The 22,350-nt window shown below is 61.0% G+C and carries 22 protein-coding genes; 5 read left to right on the top strand and 17 right to left on the bottom strand.

The window, feature by feature from the left end; all coding sequences use genetic code 11:
• Nucleotides 1-71: 71 nt before the first annotated feature.
• The 11 genes from HND92_RS03320 to HND92_RS03270 form a co-directional block, all read right to left on the bottom strand.
• Nucleotides 72-2,381: a phage/plasmid primase, P4 family gene (locus HND92_RS03320; protein ID WP_172205847.1), complete on the bottom strand. Its 2,310-nt coding sequence runs from the start codon at nucleotides 2,379-2,381 to the stop codon at nucleotides 72-74.
• Entirely contained in the window at nucleotides 2,374-2,853 is a 480-nt protein-coding gene (locus HND92_RS03315; RefSeq protein WP_172205845.1) for a hypothetical protein, read from the bottom strand. The genes HND92_RS03320 and HND92_RS03315 overlap by 8 nt, the downstream gene beginning before the upstream one ends.
• Nucleotides 2,850-3,587, bottom strand: coding sequence for a hypothetical protein (locus tag HND92_RS03310; protein ID WP_172205843.1), 738 nt, complete (start codon nucleotides 3,585-3,587; stop codon nucleotides 2,850-2,852). The genes HND92_RS03315 and HND92_RS03310 overlap by 4 nt, the downstream gene beginning before the upstream one ends.
• Nucleotides 3,587-4,150, bottom strand: a complete 564-nt coding sequence (locus HND92_RS03305; protein WP_172205841.1) for a DUF6511 domain-containing protein — start codon at nucleotides 4,148-4,150, stop codon at nucleotides 3,587-3,589. Before HND92_RS03305 ends, HND92_RS03310 begins: the two co-directional genes overlap by 1 nt.
• Nucleotides 4,151-5,008, bottom strand: a complete 858-nt coding sequence (locus tag HND92_RS03300; protein ID WP_371814845.1) for a P63C domain-containing protein — start codon at nucleotides 5,006-5,008, stop codon at nucleotides 4,151-4,153.
• Between the two features lie 14 nt (nucleotides 5,009-5,022).
• A complete protein-coding gene (locus tag HND92_RS03295) occupies nucleotides 5,023-5,670 on the bottom strand; it encodes a hypothetical protein (RefSeq protein ID WP_172205839.1) in 648 nt (215 codons plus the stop codon).
• Between the two features lie 6 nt (nucleotides 5,671-5,676).
• The gene (locus HND92_RS03290) at nucleotides 5,677-6,555 is read right to left on the bottom strand and encodes an ATP-binding protein (RefSeq protein ID WP_172205837.1); all 879 of its coding nucleotides are present in this window, start codon (nucleotides 6,553-6,555) and stop codon (nucleotides 5,677-5,679) included.
• Nucleotides 6,555-7,121: a hypothetical protein gene (locus tag HND92_RS03285; protein ID WP_172205835.1), complete on the bottom strand. Its 567-nt coding sequence runs from the start codon at nucleotides 7,119-7,121 to the stop codon at nucleotides 6,555-6,557. The genes HND92_RS03290 and HND92_RS03285 overlap by 1 nt, the downstream gene beginning before the upstream one ends.
• Nucleotides 7,118-7,330 carry an AlpA family transcriptional regulator gene (locus tag HND92_RS03280; protein ID WP_172205833.1) on the bottom strand — a complete coding sequence of 71 codons (213 nt, stop codon included), beginning with the start codon at nucleotides 7,328-7,330 and terminating at the stop codon, nucleotides 7,118-7,120. Before HND92_RS03280 ends, HND92_RS03285 begins: the two co-directional genes overlap by 4 nt.
• A 293-nt stretch (nucleotides 7,331-7,623) precedes the next feature.
• Nucleotides 7,624-8,583, bottom strand: coding sequence for a hypothetical protein (locus HND92_RS03275; RefSeq protein WP_172205831.1), 960 nt, complete (start codon nucleotides 8,581-8,583; stop codon nucleotides 7,624-7,626).
• Complete coding sequence (locus HND92_RS03270) at nucleotides 8,580-9,827, bottom strand: hypothetical protein (protein ID WP_172205829.1); 1,248 nt, start codon at nucleotides 9,825-9,827, stop codon at nucleotides 8,580-8,582. The genes HND92_RS03275 and HND92_RS03270 overlap by 4 nt, the downstream gene beginning before the upstream one ends.
• Nucleotides 9,828-10,062: 235 nt before the next feature.
• Here HND92_RS03270 and HND92_RS03265 point away from each other — a divergent pair, with 235 nt between their 5' ends.
• The 5 genes from HND92_RS03265 (at nucleotide 10,063) to HND92_RS03245 (ending at nucleotide 14,763) form a co-directional block, all read left to right on the top strand.
• On the top strand, nucleotides 10,063-10,386 hold the full coding sequence (locus HND92_RS03265; protein ID WP_172205827.1) for a helix-turn-helix domain-containing protein: 324 nt from the start codon (nucleotides 10,063-10,065) through the stop codon (nucleotides 10,384-10,386).
• A complete protein-coding gene (locus HND92_RS03260; RefSeq protein ID WP_172205825.1) occupies nucleotides 10,383-11,291 on the top strand; it encodes an ImmA/IrrE family metallo-endopeptidase in 909 nt (302 codons plus the stop codon). The genes HND92_RS03265 and HND92_RS03260 overlap by 4 nt, the downstream gene beginning before the upstream one ends.
• Nucleotide 11,292: 1 nt before the next feature.
• Nucleotides 11,293-12,129 carry a hypothetical protein gene (locus HND92_RS03255; RefSeq protein WP_172205814.1) on the top strand — a complete coding sequence of 279 codons (837 nt, stop codon included), beginning with the start codon at nucleotides 11,293-11,295 and terminating at the stop codon, nucleotides 12,127-12,129.
• A gap of 143 nt (nucleotides 12,130-12,272) precedes the next feature.
• Entirely contained in the window at nucleotides 12,273-13,442 is a 1,170-nt protein-coding gene (locus tag HND92_RS03250) for a hypothetical protein (protein ID WP_172205812.1), read from the top strand.
• Between the two features lie 49 nt (nucleotides 13,443-13,491).
• The gene (locus HND92_RS03245; RefSeq protein ID WP_172205810.1) at nucleotides 13,492-14,763 is read left to right on the top strand and encodes a hypothetical protein; all 1,272 of its coding nucleotides are present in this window, start codon (nucleotides 13,492-13,494) and stop codon (nucleotides 14,761-14,763) included.
• Nucleotides 14,764-14,871: 108 nt separating this feature from the next.
• On the opposite strand, the gene HND92_RS03240 is transcribed toward HND92_RS03245, so the two are convergent.
• The 6 genes from HND92_RS03240 to HND92_RS03215 form a co-directional block, all read right to left on the bottom strand.
• Nucleotides 14,872-15,708: a macro domain-containing protein gene (locus tag HND92_RS03240; protein ID WP_172205808.1), complete on the bottom strand. Its 837-nt coding sequence runs from the start codon at nucleotides 15,706-15,708 to the stop codon at nucleotides 14,872-14,874.
• Between the two features lie 31 nt (nucleotides 15,709-15,739).
• A complete protein-coding gene (locus tag HND92_RS03235) occupies nucleotides 15,740-16,303 on the bottom strand; it encodes a TIR domain-containing protein (protein WP_172205806.1) in 564 nt (187 codons plus the stop codon).
• An 84-nt stretch (nucleotides 16,304-16,387) separates the two neighbouring features.
• Nucleotides 16,388-17,005: a hypothetical protein gene (locus tag HND92_RS03230; RefSeq protein ID WP_172205804.1), complete on the bottom strand. Its 618-nt coding sequence runs from the start codon at nucleotides 17,003-17,005 to the stop codon at nucleotides 16,388-16,390.
• Between the two features lie 174 nt (nucleotides 17,006-17,179).
• A complete protein-coding gene (locus HND92_RS03225) occupies nucleotides 17,180-19,840 on the bottom strand; it encodes a hypothetical protein (protein ID WP_172204904.1) in 2,661 nt (886 codons plus the stop codon).
• A 286-nt stretch (nucleotides 19,841-20,126) separates the two neighbouring features.
• A complete protein-coding gene (locus HND92_RS03220) occupies nucleotides 20,127-21,248 on the bottom strand; it encodes an acyltransferase (RefSeq protein ID WP_172205802.1) in 1,122 nt (373 codons plus the stop codon).
• Between the two features lie 17 nt (nucleotides 21,249-21,265).
• Nucleotides 21,266-22,315, bottom strand: coding sequence for a glycosyltransferase (locus HND92_RS03215; RefSeq protein ID WP_011804014.1), 1,050 nt, complete (start codon nucleotides 22,313-22,315; stop codon nucleotides 21,266-21,268).
• Between the last annotated feature and the right edge of the window lie 35 nt (nucleotides 22,316-22,350).

Here is a 22,350-nt window from a genome sequence, read left to right as displayed (position 1 = left end):
AGGGGTAAATCCATGGCTCGGACAGATTCGGTCAAATCTGTTCAAAATCAACAAGTTAAAAATCTCGGTTTTCAGTCGTCGCGGTACGGCAAACGCGTGCCGTAATCCTTGGGTTTGAGCGACAAACCCAAAATCGCCTTGGCACCGGATGAGGTGCGCCCCCGCTGGAATCCCCGGCGCAGCAGTTGCTGCACGAGCCAGCGGCTGGTGCCGATGTATTCGCTTCGCTTCTCAGCACGCTGACGCCAGCGTTCGAACACGTCCGCCACAGCCTCGCGGGCATGCGGGTGTTGCTGGCACTCCTCTTCGAGGAACTCACCGATGGTGTCCTCCTCGTCGAAGTACTCATCTGTGGCATCCGCCACGCACTTGGGCTGGCGCAGGCCATGGGCTTGCCAGGCCAGACAACCTTCCAGCGCCCAGGCCAAGATGCCGTCGCCCTCCTGGAGCAGCCGTGCAGGAAGAGTGCGGTCGCGCTTTTCTTCGGGGATGGTCAAAGTGAAGGGCACCAGATGCAGACGTCGCTTCATCGCCTCATCAATGTTGCGGATAGCCGGCTTGTGGTTGCCGGCGATCACCAACTTGAACTGCGGCACATAGGTGAAGAAATCCTGGCGCATGAAGCGCGCTGACACCCGGTCGCCGCCGGTGATCTCCTTGATCTTCGACTCGTTCCAGCGCCGGCCCTGTTCGGTCTCGGTGGCCCCCACAAAGCGGGCGCCACGCAGGCCAGCGAGATCGGTCGGATGCCGGTCACCCCGCGTTTCCATGAAGGTATCCATGGGCGCGTTGGCGGCGTAGTCACCCAGCAGCGTGAAGAGCGTGTTCACGAACACCGACTTGCCATTGGCGCCGGTGCCGTAGAGGAAGAACAAGGCGTGCTCTTGCGTGGAGCCGGTCAGGCAATAGCCTGCAAATCGCTGCAGGTACTCGGCATACTCCCGGTCCCCCTGGGTGATCTGGTCGATGAAATCGAGCCAAAGCGGACTGCTGCCTTTGGGTGTCGCAGCCGCGATCTTGGTCATCCGATCCATCCGGTCGTGGGGTCGCATCCGCCCGGTGCGCAGATCCACCACGCCGCCTGGCGTGTTGATCAGCCAGATGTCGGCATCCCACTCGTCGGTGGTCGCTGCGTGCCGGCGGTCCGAGCGTGCCAGACGCTCCACTCCGCCCACGGTGCTGCTGGCAGCCAGCTTGGCCGCGACCTTGCTGCTGTCTGCCCGGACTGCTGCGTGGCGACAGACGTGACGGATGAGATCCGTGGCCGCCAAGGTCTCCTCGGCCCGCCAGCGCTGACCATCCCACATCAGCCATTTGCCCCAGGCCGCGATGTAGCGCCAGTCGCGCTGGTAGCGGCGGGTGAAGCTCACCGCCAGCGCATCCTCGGTGCCCCACACCGTGGCATCGCTGTCGTGGTCGGCTTGCCCGTCATACTCCGGCAGATCGGGCTCATCACCCAAAGGCTGCACCGTGATGCGCGGCCCGGTGGCGATGAATCCCGCTACGTCGAAGCCCTCAGCCAAGGCGTCGGCAGCATCCCAGCCTTCCGGTTTGGCATCAGGGGGCAACAGGATGGCGCAGGAGGTGGCACCGGCCATCAGCACAGCCTGCGAAGCGGCCTCGGCATAGCCAAACCCCGGCTTATCCCGATCCGGCCAAATGAGCACAGCTTTGCCCGACAGCGGTGACCAGTCCGTCTTGTCGACCGGCGCATTGGCCCCGTGCATCGCGGTGGTCGCTGGGACGCCCACCTCAATCAAGGCCTGCGCGCATTTCTCACCCTCGACCAGAATCACCTGCTCCGCAGAGACAATCCCCGGCTGGTTGTAGAGCGGGCGCGGCTCGGGCGGTGCCATCTTGCGGCGCTTGGCATCCCAGGGCCTGAACTCCTTCCTGCCCGGTGCCGGGTCGTAGCGGTAGACGCAGGCAATGAGATTTCCGGCGGCATCCAGGTAGTCCCACTTGGCCGTGGCTGGACCCAGCTCGTCGACTGGGGCCTCCGGCTTCTTGCGTTTCGGAGGATGGCTGGTGGCCCGTCCGACCAGTTGCCTAGCGATCTCCAACACCCGGGCAAAGTCCGCCTGGGTGTCGAGCCCATGGTGGGCCGCGATCAGATCGAAGATGTCCCCGCCTTCACCTGTGGCGTGGTCGTGCCACAGGCCAGCCGTCTCGCCCTTGAGCGACACCTCCAGGCTATCGCCCGGACTGCCCAGTACATCGCCGACCAGATACTTCTGGCCACGCTTCTTGCCGGCCGGCAGCAGCGTCATCAACACCGACTCCAGCCGGGCCAGCAGATCTGCCCGGATGGCATCGCGCTGTTGGTTGAGATCACCGCCCGTGGCGTTGGCCACCGGCGGCACCGAATTGAAATCAAGCATGGATCAGTCCTCCTTGTGGCGGATGGGTGTGGGCTTGGCAGCTGATGGAATGCACCGGTGCGCTGCTGGCGCTGACCACTGGCTCTGCCGGTGCGGCTTGCACGGGCACCTTGATCGGCACCTTCTGCCAGTGCGCCTTCTCGTCGGCGAGATAGCCGGCCTTGCGTGCCACGAAGCGCACAAAGTCCGGATGCAAGCCAACCAGGTCACACCAGAGCGCAAGGTCGTCCCCGAGCAGAAAGCGCCTGGCCTCACGTCGCATCCGGCGGTTGCTCAAGCTCATGCTGTCGTGGATGGCCCGGGCGAGCACCGCCACCACCAGCCGGGACTCCGGCGTCACCAGGAAGGTGTGACGGTTGAGCACCTTCTCGATGGCCTGCAGCCCGACCAGGGGTTTGGGTGGTGTCCAGCGTTCGACCCACACCGTCTGGGTGGTCTTGGCCGGTTTGCGCTGCTTGAAAGCTGTGCTCATACCGCACCTCCCCAGCAGCGCTGCGCGTAGCTACAGAACTTGCACTCGAAGTGGCTGGCCTCGGCGAAGGCGCGTGGCAAGAGTTCGCCGGCCTCGGTCGCCTGGATCACCCGCACGGCACGGTCGGACATCTTCTGGGCAAGCGCCGCATCGAAGGGCACCAGCTCGGCATAGATCTCCATCGAGTCGGCATTCACCGCTGTGAAGATCGCCGGGTGCTCGTGCAGTCCAAGATAGGCCTGATAGGTCACCACCTGGGCGTGGTAGATCGGCTTGGAAACCGCCAACCCCTTCTTGACGAGGTCGTTCCAGGACTTGCTGCCCAGCGCCTTGCATTCCCAAAGTGCTGGATACGCAAAGCCCTCGGGTCCGCCGACGAATACGCCGTCGCAATGTCCTTGCAGCTTGCCATCCGCCACCGAGAAGCCGAACTGCTGACCGTCCTTGCCTTCGGTCTTGAGGATGAAGCCTGCCGCACGCAGCCAGCCGACCATGGCGTCCTCCATGCGGTGGCCGCGTTCGAAGATACGCAAGATGCGACCTGAGAAACCCTTGTCCGGATCGACCGGTGCCTGGGCGTACTCGAACTGCAGCTGGCGCTCACAGGCGACCCCGAGGCGCGAGGCCCCGAGGTACTGGCGGCGAGCCTGCTGTTGCTCACGTACCTGCAGCCCGGCATCGATCAAGGCCTCGAAGCGTTCAGGGAAGGTCGAGGTGGAATTGAAGTCCAGCATCACTTCGCCCTCCCACGCTGAGTGCCCTTGGCGGACACCGGCTCCCCGGTCTCCCAGGGCAGGTCGTCCTCCAGATCCGCGAAGGGATTGGCCGGATCGAATGCCTGTGCCGACGCCGATTCCAGCTTGGCCACCGGCTGCGGTGCCTGCGTCTCATAGGACTCAATACCCGGCACCGGCGGGTACTTCGCCTGCTGGTGATGGGTGGCCATCGCTTCCGTCCAGCCGGTGACGATGGCCTCGATCACCTGCAAGGCCTCGGCCTCGCTGTAGTGACCCAGCGGTTTGTCAAAGCCGATCTCGCCGGCGGCCTCGCCGAAGCACTTCAGGCAGGCGCGCATCGCCGCGCGCTCGAATTCGGTCGGGTCAACCATGAGCACGTCCTCCTGCCTGGGGTCGGTTCGAAGCCACTGGCCGTAGAGCGCGTGAAACGCGTCCTGGCATTTGCGGCTGCAGAAGACCCAATCCATCGGGTACCGGCGCGATTCGCCCACCCGGAATCGGTTGTCGCTGTGGCCGAGGCCACGGGCCTGTCGCTTGCAAGCCCAACATTGGCCGGCCATTCATTGCCCTCCCTCCAACGCACCGATAAAGAGGGTCATCTGCAGCGGCTGGCTGCCAAACGCCGTGGCGCAGCGGGTGTCGAAGTCCCGGTAAGTCATCGACGAGCGCGCGATCATGGTCACCGCGTGGATCTGCTTTTCCAGCAAAGCAAGACCGCCTTCGGAGAGCCACTGGTGCGCCTTGTCGGACAGGCGCTTGCGGTTCCTGATCTCCTCGATGATTTCGCGGGGCATGATCACGTCGTACACCCAGCGCAAGGTGATCTGGCCGATCACCGCCGGCGGGTTCTGCTGATGGCCCAGGTAGTGCCAGCCGAACAGGCGAAACAGCGCCCGGTAGTAGTCGGGGCTGAAGCGCCGCTCCCAGCTGGCCACCCGTTCGCGCAGCAAGCGCGAGATCAAGGCCTGCAGCGCATCGGGGGCACGGTGGTACTGGTAGCCGGTGGCCTCGTCGATCAGCGCGACCTCACCGGTCTTGGCCAGGGCCTTCAGGATGCGCTGGCAGTTGGGCACCAGGTGCTGGCGTTTGCGGTGCAGTCGACCTTCCAGGGCAGCGTCGATCACGCCCGAGGCGACCTCGCTGATGACCCCAGCCGGAAAGAACGCCGTGGTCTGCCCCGAGGGCAGGCGGATGCTGCAGGCGTTTTCCTGCAAGACCTCCGCTGCACCGGGGGCGACATCGGACAGCAGGGCTTTGAGTTGGCTGCCCCGGCGCGATTCGTGCAGGCCGATGGCGGTGGCCAGTTGCCGCTGCACATAGCCACGGGTGCCGTCTTCCAGCACCACGGCTTCCACCGCCAGGTCACCGAAACGCACCACGCCGTAGTGGCTGGTGGTCAGGATAGGTGTGCTCATCATCGTCACGCCCTCCCTCACTGCGCCCAGGCGGGCTTGCCGCTGGGGACGGTGGCTGGGGCTGGACGTGCGGCAGCTGCCGGTGGCGTATAGCTGGGTGCTGCGACAGCTGCCGGCGCACCGGAGTTGCCGCCCGCATTGCCAGCACCACCCTTGGGCATCACGCCCATGACCAGGGCGTAGTCCTTGTGATCCGGCTCGATGGCGGCCTTGATGGTGTTGCGGTCCTCGCCCCGGCCATCCTTCTCGATGTCGATGCGCGCGGCGAACTCCAGGCCATCCAGATCGGCAAAGCCGCTGATGCGACGGGCGGCCTGCGCCTGTGGGCTGTTGTCGGCAGGGTGAACATTGCGCGCGGAGTTGAGCGCCGCCCGGATGAAGGTGCGGCCCATGTTCCCCCAGGTCGGCCCCTTGGGCGAGTGCAGGCCCACGTTCCACCAGATCTTGCGTTTGGCAAACGGGCCTTCCATCACCACGCCCTCGCAGGCGAGGTAGACCGCGCCGGTCTCGAAGCTCTGGGTGGCCCAACCACCGGTCCAGCCCTGTGCCGGATCATCGAAACCACCCGGCTTGATGGTGAGGCGCAGCTTGGCCGCCGTGTTACGCGGGATGAGGTCGAAGGACTGCTGCTGTTCAGCGTCGTTGAAATCGTTCCAGTTGGACATGGCGGGTTACTCCTGGGATGCGTGGAAATCGGGGGATGGGGTGCTGGCGCTCGAGAAAGCGGGGGCAGGTGCAGCCGGGCGAGCGATGGCGTCGCGGCCGAGGCACTTGGCGATGAGCTTTCCGAGGTGGGGTTCTTCGAGGGGGTCGAGCCGGCCGCTGCGGTCCTTGCTCGGGAAGCCCCAGGCGTTGTCTGCACCGGTGACGAAGGCGCGGTAAGGCGTGCCGTCATCGGCCTTCAAGATGGCCAGCGTGATGACCTCATCGAGCACGCCCGGCAGCTCGGCCGAGGTCTTGGCGCCCTCGAGTTGCAGCTGGTAGATGCGGCGGTTGAAGTCGTCCAGCTTCTCCTCGAGGATGCAGACGTAGATGACGTGCTTGTCCCGGACGTGCTGCAGGTGCGTGAGCGCACCGATCATTTCGGTGCCAAGCAACCCGTAGGCACCCCTCGTGTCGGGCTTGCCGGTCTTCTCGGAGAAAGCGGCCGGCTGGGTCTTGCACCACGCCAGGCACATCCGCGAGAGCACGGTCAAGGAATCGACGAAGTAGGTGTCGTACTTGGCTAGCTGCGCCGGATCGCCGTACTTTTGGCAGACGTGGTCGAAATGCGCCTGCGAGAACGCCTGCTCGGGCGAGGCGCTCGGGCTTGGCCCGGCGAGGAACACCACCAGGTCCTTGAACTCCGGCCAGGTGCGCGGGCGAAGGGTGTCGCCCGCCCAGTCGAGGATCGACAGATCGCCGGCCTCGGTATCCACCAGCAAGGTGTGCTCGGCATCGAGCGTGCGGATCTGGGAGGTCTTGCCGGCGCCCGGCACGCCCACAAGGGCGACCTTGGCGCAGCGTTTTTCGGCAAGGCGCTGGTCAGCGCTGATGATCGGGAGTGCCATCACTTGCCCTCCCTGTTTGCGTCCATCCGGCGCAGCACGAACTTCGGCGCCTTGGGCGTGACGGTGCGCAGGGCTTCGAACGGCGCGCGCAGGGTCTGCGGCCAGGCCTTGAACTTGGCCTCACTGACGCTGTACTTGATCTCGACGTACTCGCGCGGATCACTGCCGGTGGCTTCGATCTTGGCGACGAGCTCGGTCAGGCCCTTGGCCTCCCACTTCACGTCCTTGCCGATCTCGACCGTGATGTCGAAGTCGCCGTCCTGGATGTGGGTGGTGCCGGTGTCCTGCCCCTTGGCGAGCAACTGCGCGCGGGCCTCATCGGCGTAGCGCATCTCCAGGCCGGTCTGCACCATGGCGGCCAGAGTGGAGAGTTCGGACTTGGCCTCGGCGATAAAGCGCTGCAGCGCGCTGACGTTCTCCAGCGGCAGGTCGCGGATGGCCAGGGCGGAGAGATCCAGGAAGGGGATGGGCAGGCGGATGCCTGCGGTCGCCATGGCCGCCGACAGGGGGGTGGGCAAAGGGGTGGGCAGATGCGTGCCCACCCCGGCATTCAGACGTTCGCTCATGCCACACCTCCTGCGCTGACGCGCTCGGACGTGCTCTTGTGCAGGTTCTGCGCCTCGAACGCCTCAACGTCCTCCAGGCGGTAGGCAATGCGGCCTTGCAGCTTCAGGAAAATCGGGCCGATGCCCTCGGTACGCCAGCGTTCCAGACTGGCTTCGCTCACGCCCCAGCGCTCGGCCAGCTGGCGTTGATTCAGGTGCTTGATGCTCACGTTTTGGCTCCTGTTGTCATGTGCAAAATTGCAGGGCCATGGTCCCAACCAGGGGGTGGGCAAACCGGTGGGCAAAGTGGACAGAAAGGGTGGGCAGATTTGGTAAATAGGGGGTTCGCCCACCGCCAGACGCAAAAAAGCCCGTCCGGCATGGCCGTAACGGGCAGATCAGCGAAAGCTCAGTGAGTGAAGGGGGTTAGCGGCGTGCTGGGCGGCGGAGAGTGATCACGCTTGATGCCTTAGGCATACCCCGAGGGGTGGGCAAAGGGGTGGGCAACCTGCCCGCCCCTGCCTCAGCCGCCCTCCAGCAGCAGATACTCTGGACGCAGCCAGAAGTGGCCCTTGGCATCCGATTGGACGAAGGTGTCGAACACCAGCTTGTGGCGTTTCTTGATGTCGGCGTAGCGGAAGGTCTCGGCGATGCCCAGCGCCTGGGCGATCTGGCGCTTGTGCACCTCATCGCCTTCGGCGTCTTCCAGCACCTTCAGGAAGTCATAGACCTGCGGGGAGAGCTTGTGCTCGACGCCGCCGATCAGCACGACGCGGTGGCGATGCAGCACACGCAGCGACGTTTCATCGCTGGTCACGGGCGGTGCCAGGCCATCGAAGTACCCATCGAGCGGCTCCAGCGTCAGATGCCCCTTGCGCAACTGCGCCACCGCCGGCAGCGCAATCAACCGGCAATCGGCCAGCGGCGTGGCCCTGAGCACAGCGGTCTCGGTGGTCGTGATCACCGCCTCGGCACCGGGCGCGGCCAGTTCGCCCAGCTTGGCACGCACCCGCACGGGATCACTGTCCAGCCGACAGCCGAAAAAGAAACTACGCCGGTGCCGGCGAATCTCCAGCTCCCCCAGGTGCCACAGCACACCCGGGATGAGTTCGGTGACCGTGTAGCGACCTCGCAGTCCGAGCGCCTGGTGCAACCAGTCTGCCACCTTGCCCGGCTGTGCCTGCCACAGCCGGACCTGCTCCTTGGGCAGTTCCACTTCACCGCACTCGAAGCACAGCGCCTGGTATCGGCCTCGCACATCCGCAAGGAGCTGAGGCCGAACCCGGTGTTCCCGGCAATCCGGGCACAGCACCTCGGGGGCGAGGTCGGGTGCCAGGCTCAGTGCTTCGCACTCCCGCAGACGCTGGTACAGCGGCGTGCGCCCGCCCACCTCCACCGCATCAGGCAACAGCTGCTGACCGGGCGTCTCCAGCAAGACGCACAGTTCGGCCAGCGCCGGCGCGTTGATCGGCCCCTCGCTCAAAGGGCCTCGCTGTCTGCGACCGCTTCATCGGCCGCCACCGGCGTAGGCGGGTCTTGCATCACGCCCAGGGCGCGCAGAAGGGCCTCGGCCAGATGGACGTCAGCCTCTTCCATCTCGCGCAGATTGGCAATTCCGGTCGGCTTGACGCGGATGTGCAGTACCCGGTGCTTCTTGGCATCGCCGACGGGTTCGAAGTACAGGCTGATCACCGCATCGAGGATGTCGAAGCCCTGGCTCATCAGCACATCGGTTTTCTTGGCGCGCACGCACTCCAGCGCATCGGGGCAGTCCTTGTCGCCCGGTGGTTTGATGATGAAGTCGCAAGCGGGTGGCTGGATCGCACTCACCCGGCATTCGGACAGCCGCGCCTTGACGACCCCGTAGTCGCGCAGGTCGAGGCCACTGTGCTCATCGGGCCACACGCCCTGGCGCAGGCGGTTGAGCAGGAGCATCGGTTGCGGCACGGCGATGGGCACGATGGGCTTGCGGAACACGTACTGGCCCAGCGGTGACAGCAGTTTCTTGCGCGCCGAATTGCCACCGGGCACCAGCAGATCAATGACACCGTTGGCCGGATAGAGAATCGCCGTCATCGACAGGGGTGGACGCACATCGCGCCAGATGGTGCAGTCATCCGGGCCGAACTCCAGGCTGCGCTGCAGGTTGTCCTCGATGCGGATGTCGAGTTGTACGCCGCCGTCCAGATGGCGCGTCAGCACATCGATCTCGCAGGCGCGCGGGCGGCCTTTCTTCGGCGTGAAGGCCTGAGCCAGTGCGCGGCGCAACCCCTCGATGTCCTCGGGCTGGCAATGCAGCACCTGCTCCGGGGGCAGATAGAGCCGGCGCCAGCTGCGCCCACCCACTTGTGCATTGGCGCGCAGGAAAGCCTCGGCCGTTTCGAAGCGCTTGGGCCAGTTGGCCAGCGCCCACAAGGCGCGCTCGGCGTCGCTGGCGTGGTGCTCAAAGTCGTCGAGCATTGCATCGCCCAGGGGCACGACATTACCCAGCGCCAGGATGCCGCTGCGGTTCGCCAGCGCCTTGACCCGACGCAGTTCGGCATAGATGGCGCTTTGCTGTGATTCAGCGAGCGCCTCCAGCGCGTGCAGAATCGGCTTGTGCAGGGATTCAGCCTCCTGCGTCCAGTCGGCGCCTTCGGGCAGTGTGATGCCACGAGCCTGGAAGTAGAACTGCCAGCTGCGTGCGGGCACCTGGCGGATGAGGTCACGGTAGTTAAATGCGGCCATGGTGTGTGCGGTCTCCTCCAAAAAATGGCCTTGCGTGTCCAACGACTCCCTGGCGCACTCTGGCCGTATCCCCTGGTCGGATGAGCCACCACACCCTGCCGACCTCATTCGTTCGATATACCGAACTTGATCGAGATTGTTGATGCCCTCTGATGGGTTTGTCAAGAAGGTGCGGATTCGTTCGGTGTAGTGGTATATTCTTGGGCTTTGTGCGAACCGACACGAGGAGACTGCGGTGCCTTCCCCCCTGGGTGACAAGCTGCGCGCGCTGCGCCAGCAAAAGAAACTGAGCCTTGAGCAACTGGCCGAGCTCACCGAATCGAGTAAGAGCTACATCTGGGAACTGGAGAACCGCGACGACCCCAACCCCTCGGCCGACAAGCTCAGCAAGATCGCGGCAGCGCTGGATGTGACCACCGAGTTCCTGCTCAGCCACACCGCCGCCACGCCGGATGCCGAGGTGGTCGATGAGGCGTTCTTCCGGAAATACAAGGCGATGCCGGAGAGCACCAAGAAGCAAATCCGCAAGATCCTGGACGCCTGGGACGACGACGAATGACCGATCCGAAGCGCCCCAAGGCCGAGGCTAACGACATCTCGAAACTGCTCAATCAGGTGCTCGGCCTGGATCGCTTCCCGGTGGCGGTCGAGGACATCGCGTTGGAGTACACCCAGCAAAAATTCCGCGACGCGCCGATTGCCAAGGTCCAGGGCGAGGATCTGGACGGTTTCGACGGGATGCTGGCTGCCAACAAGAAGCGCGACAAGTGGATGATCCTCTACAACAGCGCCGTAAGCTCCGAGGGCCGCAAGCGCTTCACGGTCGCCCACGAGTTCGGCCACTACCTGCTGCATCGGCAACAGCAGGAACAGTTTGCCTGCGGCGCGGGCGATATCGAGACCAGCGGCGAGGGCCAGGGCGGTCGGGACATCGAGAAGGAAGCCGATGAGTTTGCCACCACCCTGCTGATGCCGCTGGACGATTTCCGGCGGCAGGTCGATGGTGAGGACCTGGGCTTTGATCTGCTGGGCCACTGCGCCGACCGCTATGGCGTGTCGCTCACCGCTGCCGCCATCCGCTGGCTGGAGATTGCGCCGCAGCGCGCCGTGCTGGTGGCCAGCCGCGATGACCACATGCTGTGGGCCAAGTCCAACGAGGCGGCCTTCAAGTCCGGCGCCTTCTTTGCGACGCGCAAGAACGCGATTGAGCTACCGCAGGTGGCGCTGGCGCACAGTCGCAACTGCACGGGCAGAGCGCAGGCACACGACACCCGAGCGCAGGTCTGGTTTCCACGCGAGCCGGGCGAGATGCCGATCACCGAGATGACGAAGGTGGCTGGCAATTACGGCTACACGCTCACCCTGCTGGTGATGCCAGAGGCGGAGAAGCGCTGGCGGCAGCGTGATGAGGATGAGGAGCCAGTGGAGGATAGCTACGACCGGTTCGTGAAACTAGGAAACTGAGATGGACTTGAACGAACTTTTTCTCAGCTACCCAGAGTTTGTATGGCAAGGCGTTTTTAGCCTTGCCTCTACGCTGATTGCCGGCCTGATCATCGCCTTCGTCACCACTTTTTACCTCAAGAAAAAAGATGAGAGAACGCGCGTTGCGGGCGTTATTTTGGAAAAGCGGATAAATAGCGAACAAACGATTCTCGACTTTCTCGAAAACGCATCCTTCACTATCGAGATGCCGAAGAAAAATAGTCGCGAACTTTATGAATTAATGGCAGCCCATGATCTGGAGTTGCCTCACGGCCCAAACCTCCAATATGCGAAGGTTTTTTCAAGCAACAATGAATTTCAAGAGTTTTTCCGGGCATTCGAACAGCAGGTCAGCCGCAATAAGCTCTGGCTCAGCAAGGAGGTGCGGTTCCATTTGGGGTTGATGAATGCCTATTTATCATGGATAAATGCAAGCGCGCTTGTGATGCAGCGCATCCCGCTACCGGATGGGGTTCATTTAACCGACGACGAGACTGAAAATCTCTCTGACCAGATCATCCTGATACAAGGAATCAGTCTGGATAGCGAGTTCAAGGGGCTGATCGCACACCTCGAGGTGCTGATGGTGGACTCGATTTACCATCTCAAAATAGACAGGGTAAAAAGAAGCCTGATGCGCAATGGATTCATGAATCGAGACACCAAGAAACTCATCAAGGTGCTTGATGAAGAAACCCTTCTGGGTGCTCAACGGGAACAGTTAATCGCTTTGGTAGCCGCAGCCGTTTACAGCATCAAAGGACTTGACCCTGGCGAACTCGATGCTGACCTCTTAGCCGATCAGTTTGCCGAATAAGTCTGTGCACCGGTGCTCCTCCGAACCACCCGGCATCACCTTGCGTGAGATGAAGCACAGCTATCCGGGTGGCAATCGCGTGCTGTCGCTGCTGGTGTTGGAGTTGGCAGCACCGAGGGGCTTGGCTGGGAGCTGGTGGGAGGATGCAATGGACCACAATCAAGGCGGAAGATATGGGGATTAAGGTCAACGAGCCGTGGGCATCAGAAAACTCAAGTATTGCTTGCCTATTCAGCTTCCCGTTTCCTGTGTATGTCGACACGGAATCCAGGTTTTCGCTGTCTGAACAGAAGATCGAAGATGAAACCGTTCGCATTTATCCATTCTTCAGATCAGGACCAGCAAACTTCAAATCCTCTCCTCCAATCGATCTCTCGCAAGTACCACTGCCAGTCGGTAACGGACTCACAGATAACTCGGTCCCTCGTTACCTTCCATGGCTGACAACAATCCCTTCGTTATCGGGAGAGCCAACAGGCTCAGCCATACTGACGATGGCGCCAACCTGGGAAAAGAAGCCTCGCTTCTTCCCCATGGACTCCATTCGGATTGACATTCTCGGGTCGCACCCAAAGCCGCCTGGATTCGCTAACGATGTCGTAAACCGTTTGCTCAGAAACATCAGGGTGCGAACTCGACAATGGTGGATAGGAATTGAATATCCAACAGGCACTGAGTACTACTTGCGGCAAATTATCCCAATCAGCAGAAGCGGGGCTTTTAAAGGCACTCCCGAAGGGAACGGAGCGTTCACCACCCCGCGCGGAGATGAGATCCCACTTGATCAGACCATCTGGAATCAGGTCATAAACGATATCAAAAATGATTGGACGATCGCGGTCTACGAAGACCTGCTGCTTGATGCTCGATATCACGCAGCAAAAAATGAAATGCGAAGATCAATAATCGATCTTGCCGTGGCTTGCGAGCAAGCCTGCGAAGCCACTTTTACAAGAGTAATCGAGCACAGACAGATGGCCTCTTTTCGTCGAGGAAAATATTACTCAGGCAACGACCTCACCAAGCACTTGAACCAGGACCTGCAGAAGCTCATTGGACTTTCGCTCGATGCAGAAATGCCAGAAACCAGCCAGCACATCTCAGAACTGTGGAATCTCCGTGGCGACCTGGCTCACGGCAGGCATCAGAATTTGACGAGTGAAAAACTCTTGATCTTGAGCCAAGCAGCAGAGGATTGCGTTCGATGGCTGGAAGGCTTACCGGCCGAGAAGCGCTGGCGGCGGCGGGATGAGGACGAAGAGCCGGTGGAGGATAGTTACGACCGGTTCAGGGCTGGTGGGCGGGTGCGGTGATGCGCTTACCAGCAATAGGTAGGGTAGTCCGCATAGCGGTTTAACCGGGATGGCAGACGACCACTTCAAGACATTGCATCGAAAAAAAGACCTTTATCAACAGCCCTGCCGTTTTTACCAGCAAACTATCCATTTTTTGGAGGAACTCCCAGTGGAGAGAAAACTGACAGAGTGGGAAAAGAACATCAAAGTCTTATTTGAGCACGTTCCTCAGCTGGAGAGCCTCATCAAGAATCCGGTTTACTACTCGAATGCACCCTGGGCCGGAGAGGTAAACAACTACTTTCTGAAAATCACCGGAGGCTCAGCTAGAGAGGACTTCTACCGCGTCGTTTTTAAGCAAGGTTCTCCCAAGAGCCTGATGACGATTGGTTCTGGAGAGCTATCAGGCAAAAAAACAACCAGCGTGGTTGAGAAGGGGCGGATTACAGCAATTGCAGGACTTGAGCGCGTTGACGTTCCGGCAACATCTAATCTGCTTTCCATGCTGCTGACGATGGGCATGTTCGGCGCAATTCAGAATCACCTTAGCTATATCTCCAATGTCTGCACAGACATTAGGAATCGTCAGATCTTTGGCGATCACGCTAGGCTGGAGCGAATCTCCGAGGTCATCTTGGACTGCTTTGAAAGCATTCCTGAGATGGATCAAGAAATGATGCGTTTGAATCTGAGCCGCATGGTGAGCAACACTGATGAATGCCTTGAGCTTTTGATTGTCATGCGGGAGGAACTGGCTAGGGAGAGCCGAGCTAATCACGTGCCGCACAGAACCTTCGACTTGCAGCAAGTCGAAGTGAACGGTCCGGACCGGCAGAAATTCTACTATGACCCTGTTCAAGTTGTACGCCAGATGATGGGGCACAACGTCTTTGCCGCCTATGAGCGGTTTGTTGCCGGAAAAATTTGCCAGATTGTTCTGAGCGGAAATTACTCACCAAGCAATCTCGAACGCAACAAGCAATCCGTCATCAGAATGAAAGACTCTATCCGCAAAGTCTTTGAACGGAGAATCAAGGCACACAGGGAAGGGGCCAAGGAATACGAAAGGCTCATCCTCGACTGCAACAACGGGTACGACGTCGGCAACTGGACCCTTGAGGGTTTGGAGCAAGCGCGTTCTCGGCAGCTACAGACAATTGCCGACATCGAGAGGCAGCTCGATGGCCTGCTTGATGCCAAGTTGGAGAGCTTTGACTTTCTATCGCGGCTTGCCAACAGGGATGAGATCGACGTTTACCTCATCAATGGCGCAATCGTCATTGACGAAAAAGAAGCTCAGTCGATGGCGAACCAGCAGGATTTATTGGCAGCGGGATGACTACAAGTTGCGATAAAACACCCACCCTGAGTTCCGTCGTCACAAACGATCACTGCTCTTTGTGTTAACGCCTCCGGCACTCTCGGCAGCAGATCGAAAGCCCAACTATCACACCCCATTCTTCGCCGACTTGATGTCGAAAAGGCTGATCTGGTCGATTTTTTCCTTGTGAATGACGATAGTGAGCTTCGCTGGATACTTGAATCGCATTTCACTGATCCTAAATGTCCACAGCATAATCTTTAGCAGATCTTCATCGCTAATGGTTTTGTGCCCCTTGATACGCGTGATCCCTGATCCAAAGATTGTGGTGGTCACGCTTTTCTGGGCGTACACATTGTTTACCTTGTCCCAAAAGTTAATAAGGAATTCAAGGTACTCGGGCATCGTCAAGACCGCCCTGTTACTCTCGTCAAACTTCGCAAAGGCGGTCAGAAGATAGTCGTCGTAAACGAAAATCGTCCCCAGTCGATATTTTTGCTTTTTCCCCTGTGGTCGATGTTCGTTTCTTTCGAGCAGGTCGCCTTCCTCGAAAGGATGATCTTCAATGAGACTATCCAGTTCGGAAGCGGTGATTCCCAGGTGGTTGTTGACAAAAACCCCGTTCAGAGATCGGTCGCTGATAATCTTGTTATCTACCTGTGTGTCGAAATACTCATTGAACGCGATCACTTTGAGCCCAGGCTGCTGAAAAATGTCGCCGACCTTGACTGTGACGTCACTACCTTCGATGTTGATGTCAATGTGGTTCAGCGTGTTCGACCATACCCAGACCAATAAATAAGCCAGGGCAAGCACGGCCACGAAGATCCCGAGTCCGCACAACTTCCACTCGGCTGGAATCTCGACAAACAACAAGACCACCGACAGCGTTCCGCTGAGGATGGAGGTAATCTCAAGGAATTTCTTGAAGACGCGTTTGTCGAGAAAACTGACTTTTGACATAAACCGGACTGCTTATTTGCTTTCGTTGTGGTTACTGGTTGTACCGATAAATGCCAGGCTCTTTTTTGCTCCCCACCATGAAACCATCATTCTGCAGCGCAGATTTAATCAACTCCTTTTTCATCGGTACATGAAGCGTGGGCACCGCTTCCATTGAGTCCCGAAAAATGGGCAGCTTGTCCCAGAGGTTTTTCACCGACTGCTTCAAGGCCCCGTTCGTAAGGAGGCTTTCCTTTGAATCGTATTCGGGGTAGATGACAATAACCGGGAGCCCCTGATCATTGATGCCGTAATCGATCTCTTCTCGGAGTGCCCGAGAATTCGCAGTGATGGAGCTCAGGAAAAGCACGATATTCTTCGAGTTTCGAAGACGTTCCCGCAGTCTGGGCTTCAAGGTCGATTCCCAGTCACTACCATCGCGAACGTTGTATGTCTTGTCATGGGAGTCATTAAATGGAAATGACGAATCAGCCCCCTTCCATGCCCGCAGCAGGTTGTAATATTGAAAATCCTTTGTCGCATTCGCCCCTAGCGCGCTGGGGTCGAACGGCTCAGCCACATAGAAGGCTGCGTAGTTTCCGTTTCGATATGCCATCAGTCATTCCTCCCGAATTTCTGGCTTAACCTATTTGATGACATTTTCAAGGTTACACCCTGATCCGTCAAAAGTTCTTGACTCTCACCTCCGCCGAAACCGATCCGCCACCCAAGCCACCACCCCGCGCTTGGCCGGTTGTGTTGCCTGCGCCTCCTCCCGCTCGATCAGGGCCAGCGCTTCCTTGACGCCCATGGGCACGATGCCGTCAGCGGTGACCAGTCCTCGGCGCTGCAATTCTTGGTGCCGGTACGGATCTCTGCGATTGGGAATCAAGGCGTACTGCGCTTTGAGCAGTTGAGATTGAGCTTCGACCGACAGGTTGCCATCAGCCTCGTACCGCCGCTTGAAGGCTTCGCGGTGCTTGGGCAGTGCGCTCCCGAAGTTATCCAGGCAGTCGGTGACGCCGGGGATGAAGTGCTTGACCAGTGCCCAGTGGCCCATGCGGTAGATGCCGGCCTGGAAGACCACCTCGTCGTGGAGCTTCTCCTGGTCGGGTGACTGCTGCCGGTAGGCGGCGATGAACACCTCCAGCGCGTCGGCGAGCTTCGGTGCGCCGTCGTCAAAGGCCAGCAGCGAACGCCAGTTGGCGGCCAGTTGGACCAGGCGCTGATGCTCTTTGTCGGAGAACGGCGCGTGCAGCACCCTCTCCAGCGTCTTGACCTGGCTCGACAGGCGGCTGTGCTCGCGGTTGATGAGCACGGCGATCAGGGCTGGATCTGGCTTGGCGATGGCGAAAACTCCTTCTCGTCTCTTCCGTAAAGACCCTGCATGTCCGCAAGGCCCTTATGGAAAAAACCCTGCCCCTCGCAAGAAGGACAGGGTTTCAATCACCTCAAGCAACCACCCGAGGGTGGATGCTTGTCTCCCGGGAGATTAGGCCAGGGTGATGGTATCAGCAGCCGTGTCGAGCACAGCTGCAGACAAGTCCACCAGACCAGTCAGCTTGATAACGACGTTATCAGCCGTACCTGCCGCAGCACCGCTGTTTGCAACATAGGTGTCGCCACCATATTGGAACCAGCTCACCGTATTAGCAGCAAAGGTACCCTCTGCAGCCAGCACAGCCTGGTCAAACGTAGCAGCAGCACCGATGTTGGCTTTAGCACCGAAAGCACCGCTTGCATTTGCAAACGTCAGCGTTGCAAAGGAAATCACATCCTTCGAGGCTGCATCAGCAAACAGCACATAATTGCCGTCCGTCGCCGACGAAGTAGCGGTTGCCACAGCTTGGTAAGTCAGGTTGGACTCCAGCGTGTCAACGCCAGCACCACCGGTCACGCTGGTCACGTTGCCCTTGGTTGCAGCCAGATCGTTAACCGTGATCTTGTCGTTGCCAGCACCAGCGTCAACCACACCGTTCTTAGCACCAATGGTGATGGTGTCAGCAGCGGAACCGCCCTTGATGGTCAGGCCGGTGTAGGTGGTGTTGAAGCCAGTCACACCGATTGCATCAGGCGCACCTGCAGTAATGGTGAGCTTGCCGGTTGCAGCGGAACCGTCGATCAGGGTCAGGCTCGATGCAACGTCTGCCGTAGCAGCCGTAGCAGCCGTGTTGGTGCTCACGTCATCTACGCGGAATGCCTTGTCGCCGGTAATGACAACCGTCTTCAGCTGGTTCAGGGTGTCGCTCAGAGCAATGATGGCATTGCCGTCAACCTTGGCAGAGCCGGTCGAAGCGATATTCACGGTTTCAGTGCCCGACACGTTCAGCTGGTTCACAGTGCTGAAGTTACCGCCATTAGCTTGGTCAGCCGTGGCGTTGGCATTGAAGGTAACCGTCAACGCGTCGGCCGTGCCAGTAGCAGCGTCCTTTTGCTTCAGGTTCACGATGCCCAGGGTTGCCGTGTTGTAGGCAGCCTGGTCAGCGAAGCCAGTGACATCCAGAGCCGTCGTGCTGGGCAGGTTGATCAGGGTTGCGCCGGTAACGCCGGTAGCGCCCGTCAGTGCTGCCTTGGTGATCGTGCTGGCGGTCAGCAGCGCAGCATCCAAGGAGCTGTTGTAACCAGCCAGATCCAGAACTTCAAAGTTCTTGACGTTGGTCGCAGAAGCCACGTTGATCAGGGTCGCAGCAATCGTGTCGATGCCGTCGCCGCCATCAGCCACTTGGTTGCCCAGCGTTGTGCCAGCAGAAGCGAGCAGCTTGTCGTCGCCAGCGCCCAGGGTAATGGAAGCCTTGGTGGACAATGCTGCGCCTGCCGTCAGCGTAATCGTGTCCTTGCCGGCACCACCCTTGACGACCAGGTCAGCATTGGCGGACGTAGCGGTCAGACCACCAGCCGTCAAACCAGACGCATCCAGGGTGCCAACGGTTGCATCCACCAGGCCGATGTTCACGGCAGTAGCCGCGCCCTTGACCGTGATGCTGTTGTTGGTCACGCCGTTCTTGAAGCCGGTGATTTCAGCGGTAGCAGCAGCACCGTCGGTCACGGTCAGATCAGCGTCGGCATTGATCGTCAGAGCCGTCACGGTCGTGCCACTGGACAGGTTGATACCACCTGTGGTGTTCTTTGCACCGGTGGAGTTGATGGTCGCGGTGGTGGCGGTACCTGCAGTCGTCGTGATTTGGTTAACAGCAGCAGCTTGCTTCACGCCGCCAGCCAAGTTCAGCGTCACAGCGCTGGTAGGCAGCTTGTAGTCATAGGTCAGCACGCCTTCGGTGGTCGTGCCGTTACCGATGATGCCAGCAGCAGCGCCAGCGGCCAGGTTGGTGACGGTCAGGTTACCGACAGAGGTGGACAGGTTGACGTTGGTCAGACCTGCGACATTGTCAGCATTCAACGTGGCAGTACCGGCAACTTGACGAACATTCAGAACTTCAACGTTCTTGATGATGGCGCCATTGGTCACGTCAGCAGCAGTGGCAGTGAACGTCAGGTTCAGGGTATCAACACCTGCACCACCGTCGATGGTGTCAGCAGCGCCGAGGGTCTTCGCAGCGACCAGGGTACCGCCCACGATTTCGCTGTCACCCATGCCGTTGATGGTGTCATTGCCAGAAGTACCAACGATGGCGTCCGTACCAGTAGTGAGCGTGAAGGTCTGGCCGTTAGAAACCGACGTGCCCGGAGCCGTGCGGCCTTCTGCAGCGCCGAACTTGACGTAGTGAGCCAAGGCACCATTGGTGACGCTACCGCCAAACTGTGCCAGGTTGGCATTCACGTACGCTGCAACGTCGGGGTTGGCAGCCAGGTAAGCCGTGCCATTGAACGTAGCCAGTTCAGCGTTGGGGGTGCGACCTTCGTCCAGGCCGTACTTCAGGAAGTGGTACAGCAGGTCGGCCGCGTTGAGGTTCGTGTTCTTCAGGTCGGCAAACGCGTTCTTGTAGTAGGTGGGGTCGAACGTGGCGTTGGGTTTGTAGCCGCGGGCTGCACCGATCTGCACGAAGTGCTCGATGGGCGACAGGGTGCCCTGGTAGTCAGCCATGTATTGCTGACCGTAGAAGAAGGAGTCGAACGCGACAAAGTTGCCCGTCTTGGTGTTGGGCAGTGCGTTCAGGGCTGCTTGCAGCTGAGCGCCGGTGGTGAAGTACGTCATAGGAAAAGCCTCTTTCAAACGTTGAAAAAATCGACCGAAGAGGGGGGCTTCCCCGCCCGTCGACCCGTATGATTCTATCGGTAGTATTTGGCAACACCTGCGCCCCGGAAGGCTTAGCTCCACGACTACACCCCCGGGTTCCGGCCGCCCTTTTTCAGCCGGATTTTTTCCTTGCGAATCAACAACTTAGGAGCATCATCTCCTATATGAAATCGAGTGTACTAAGCCCAAAGGATTAGTCCGATTGTGTTGCATATTGACAACGCACTGCGCTGCCTGCAGGACCTCAGCTCAGGTAGCCGCCGCGCAGCGCCAGGAAGGGGCGCTCGATAAGGTGGTAGGTGATGGCCGACAGGGCCAGCACGGCCGGCAGCAGCAGGGCGCCGGTGGCCAGGGCGTCCGCCACGGGGCCGGCGCCGGTGGCCAGCGGTGGCAGATGGGCTTTGTAGGCTGCAATGACCAGGTTGTGCAGCACATAGGTGGAAAAGCTCACGGCCCCCAGGGCCGCGAGCGCGCGGTCGATGCGCTGGCGCAGCGCCTGCGGGCCCGGCCAGCGCGTGCACAGGTAGACCCCGACGAAGACGGCCCACAGGGCGGCCTCCAGCCCCGGCCAGATGATCCACACGGGGCTGGCCAGTTCGGAAAACCCCACCTTGCGGCTGAAGGCATGCAGCCCCAGCAGCAGCGCCAGGCCCGCCAGCGCCAGCCACAGCGGCGACAGGTGGGGCGCCACCGCCCCGCCCGCCCGGGCGGCGCGCGCCTGCAGCGCCTGCCGCACCTGCCAAAAGCGCGCGAGCAGCATGCCGATGATGAACTGGTCGAGCCGGCCGAAGAGGGTTTCGTAGGCGATGAAGCGCACGCTGCCGCTGGCCGCGTACACCAGGGCGCGCACCAGCACCAGCAGGCCCAGCCAAGCCCAGAGGTAGCGGCTGCCGTGGCGCCGGCTGAAGGCCAGCAGGAAGGGAAAGATCAGGTAGAACTGGAACTCGACCCAGATGGTCCACAGTTGCACGAAGTACGGCGACAGGGGCACGGTTTCCGACCGGAAGGGCATGAGCCAGCCCAGCAACTGTAAAAACCCGTAATTGCGCTGGTCGTTGTAGGTGCTGATGAACAGCTGCAGGAAAACGGCAAACACGAACAGCGGGTAGATGCGCAGCACGCGGTTCTTGATGAAGCCGCCGTAGTGGATGTGCCGTTCGCCGGCGATCACGGTGAAGATGAACCCGCTGATCACCATGAACAGGGCGATGCCGGTGTGGCCCTCGTCCACCAGCGAGACCAACGGGTTGCCCGAACGCAGGTCGCCCACCTGGGTATGGAAGTAGTGGAACAGCACCACCAGCGCCGCGGCGAAGAAGCGCAGGTGGTCGAGGCGGCTGAGGTAGGCGTGCTGGGTGGTTTGCATCTGGTCGTGGGGGGCGGTCAGCCGCCGATGCGGTGGGGGTTGGCGGCGGCGGTGGCGGCGATGTAGCGCCGCCAGGCGGTGGGGTCGCCGCCGGCCGGCGGCGCGGCGGCGGGGCCGGGCGCATCGAGCAGGCCGCCCGCGGGCAAGGCATCGAACCAGGCCTGCAGCGCAAAGCGCTGGTGAAACGGCGTGCCCAGGGCCAGGGCGTGGCAGGCCAGCTGCTCGACCAGGCTGGCGCCCTGGCCGGCGCCCTGGCCGGCGAACTCGGGGAACACCTGCAGCAGTTGCGCCGGGGGCAGGCGCAGGTAGTGGCGCAGAACGTCGGCACGCTCCCAGGCGTCGCGGCGCACCACCTCGGGCCGGGCGCCGCTGGCGTTTTGCTGGCCGCTGCGGATGCGAAACGCGGTGAGCGGCTCGGGCAGCACGTGGATGTCGTAGCGCATGCACACGCGTATCCATTGGTCCAGGTCGGGCACCTGCGCCAGCCGGGGGTCGTACAGGCCCACGTTCTGGTAGACCTCGCGGCGCAGCAGCGCCGTGGGGTGGCACAGGGCGTTGCCCTGGTCGAAGAAGTGGCGCAGCCATTGGTGGCGGCCGCGGTTGGGCTGGTGGAAGACGGCGTGGTCCTTGTGCGCGGGGTCGTGGAAGGGCTGGCCCTGCTCGTCGATGAAGCTGGGCCAGCCGAAGACGGCGCCGACCTGCGGGTTGTGCTCCAGGAAGTCGATCTGGCGCCGCAGCTTGCCGGGCAGGAACAGGTCGTCGGAATTGAGCACGGCGATGTAGCGGCCCCGCGAGCGGCGCAGGGCGTCGTTCATGGCCAGGCAGGCGCCGCGGTTCTGCGCAAAGGCGTGCAGGTGGATGCGGGGGTCGCCCAGGGCGGCGACGTGCTGGGCGGTGGCGTCGGTGGAGCCGTCGTCGGTGACGAGGATTTCCAGGTCGTCGATGCCCTGGCTCAGCGCGCTGCGCAGGCAGTCTTGCACGAAGGGGGCGTGGTTGTAGCTGGCCACCACCACGCTGACCAGGGGCGCGCGCGCGCGGCGCCGCAGAAGTTGGGCAAACAATGACATCGGACTGGCCCGCAGGATGCCGGGCACGGGGTTGC

The sequence above is a fragment of the Diaphorobacter sp. JS3050 genome (assembly GCF_013154915.1).
Lineage (GTDB): Bacteria > Pseudomonadota > Gammaproteobacteria > Burkholderiales > Burkholderiaceae_C > Diaphorobacter > Diaphorobacter nitroreducens.
This window is presented reverse-complemented; position numbering and strand designations above follow the sequence as displayed.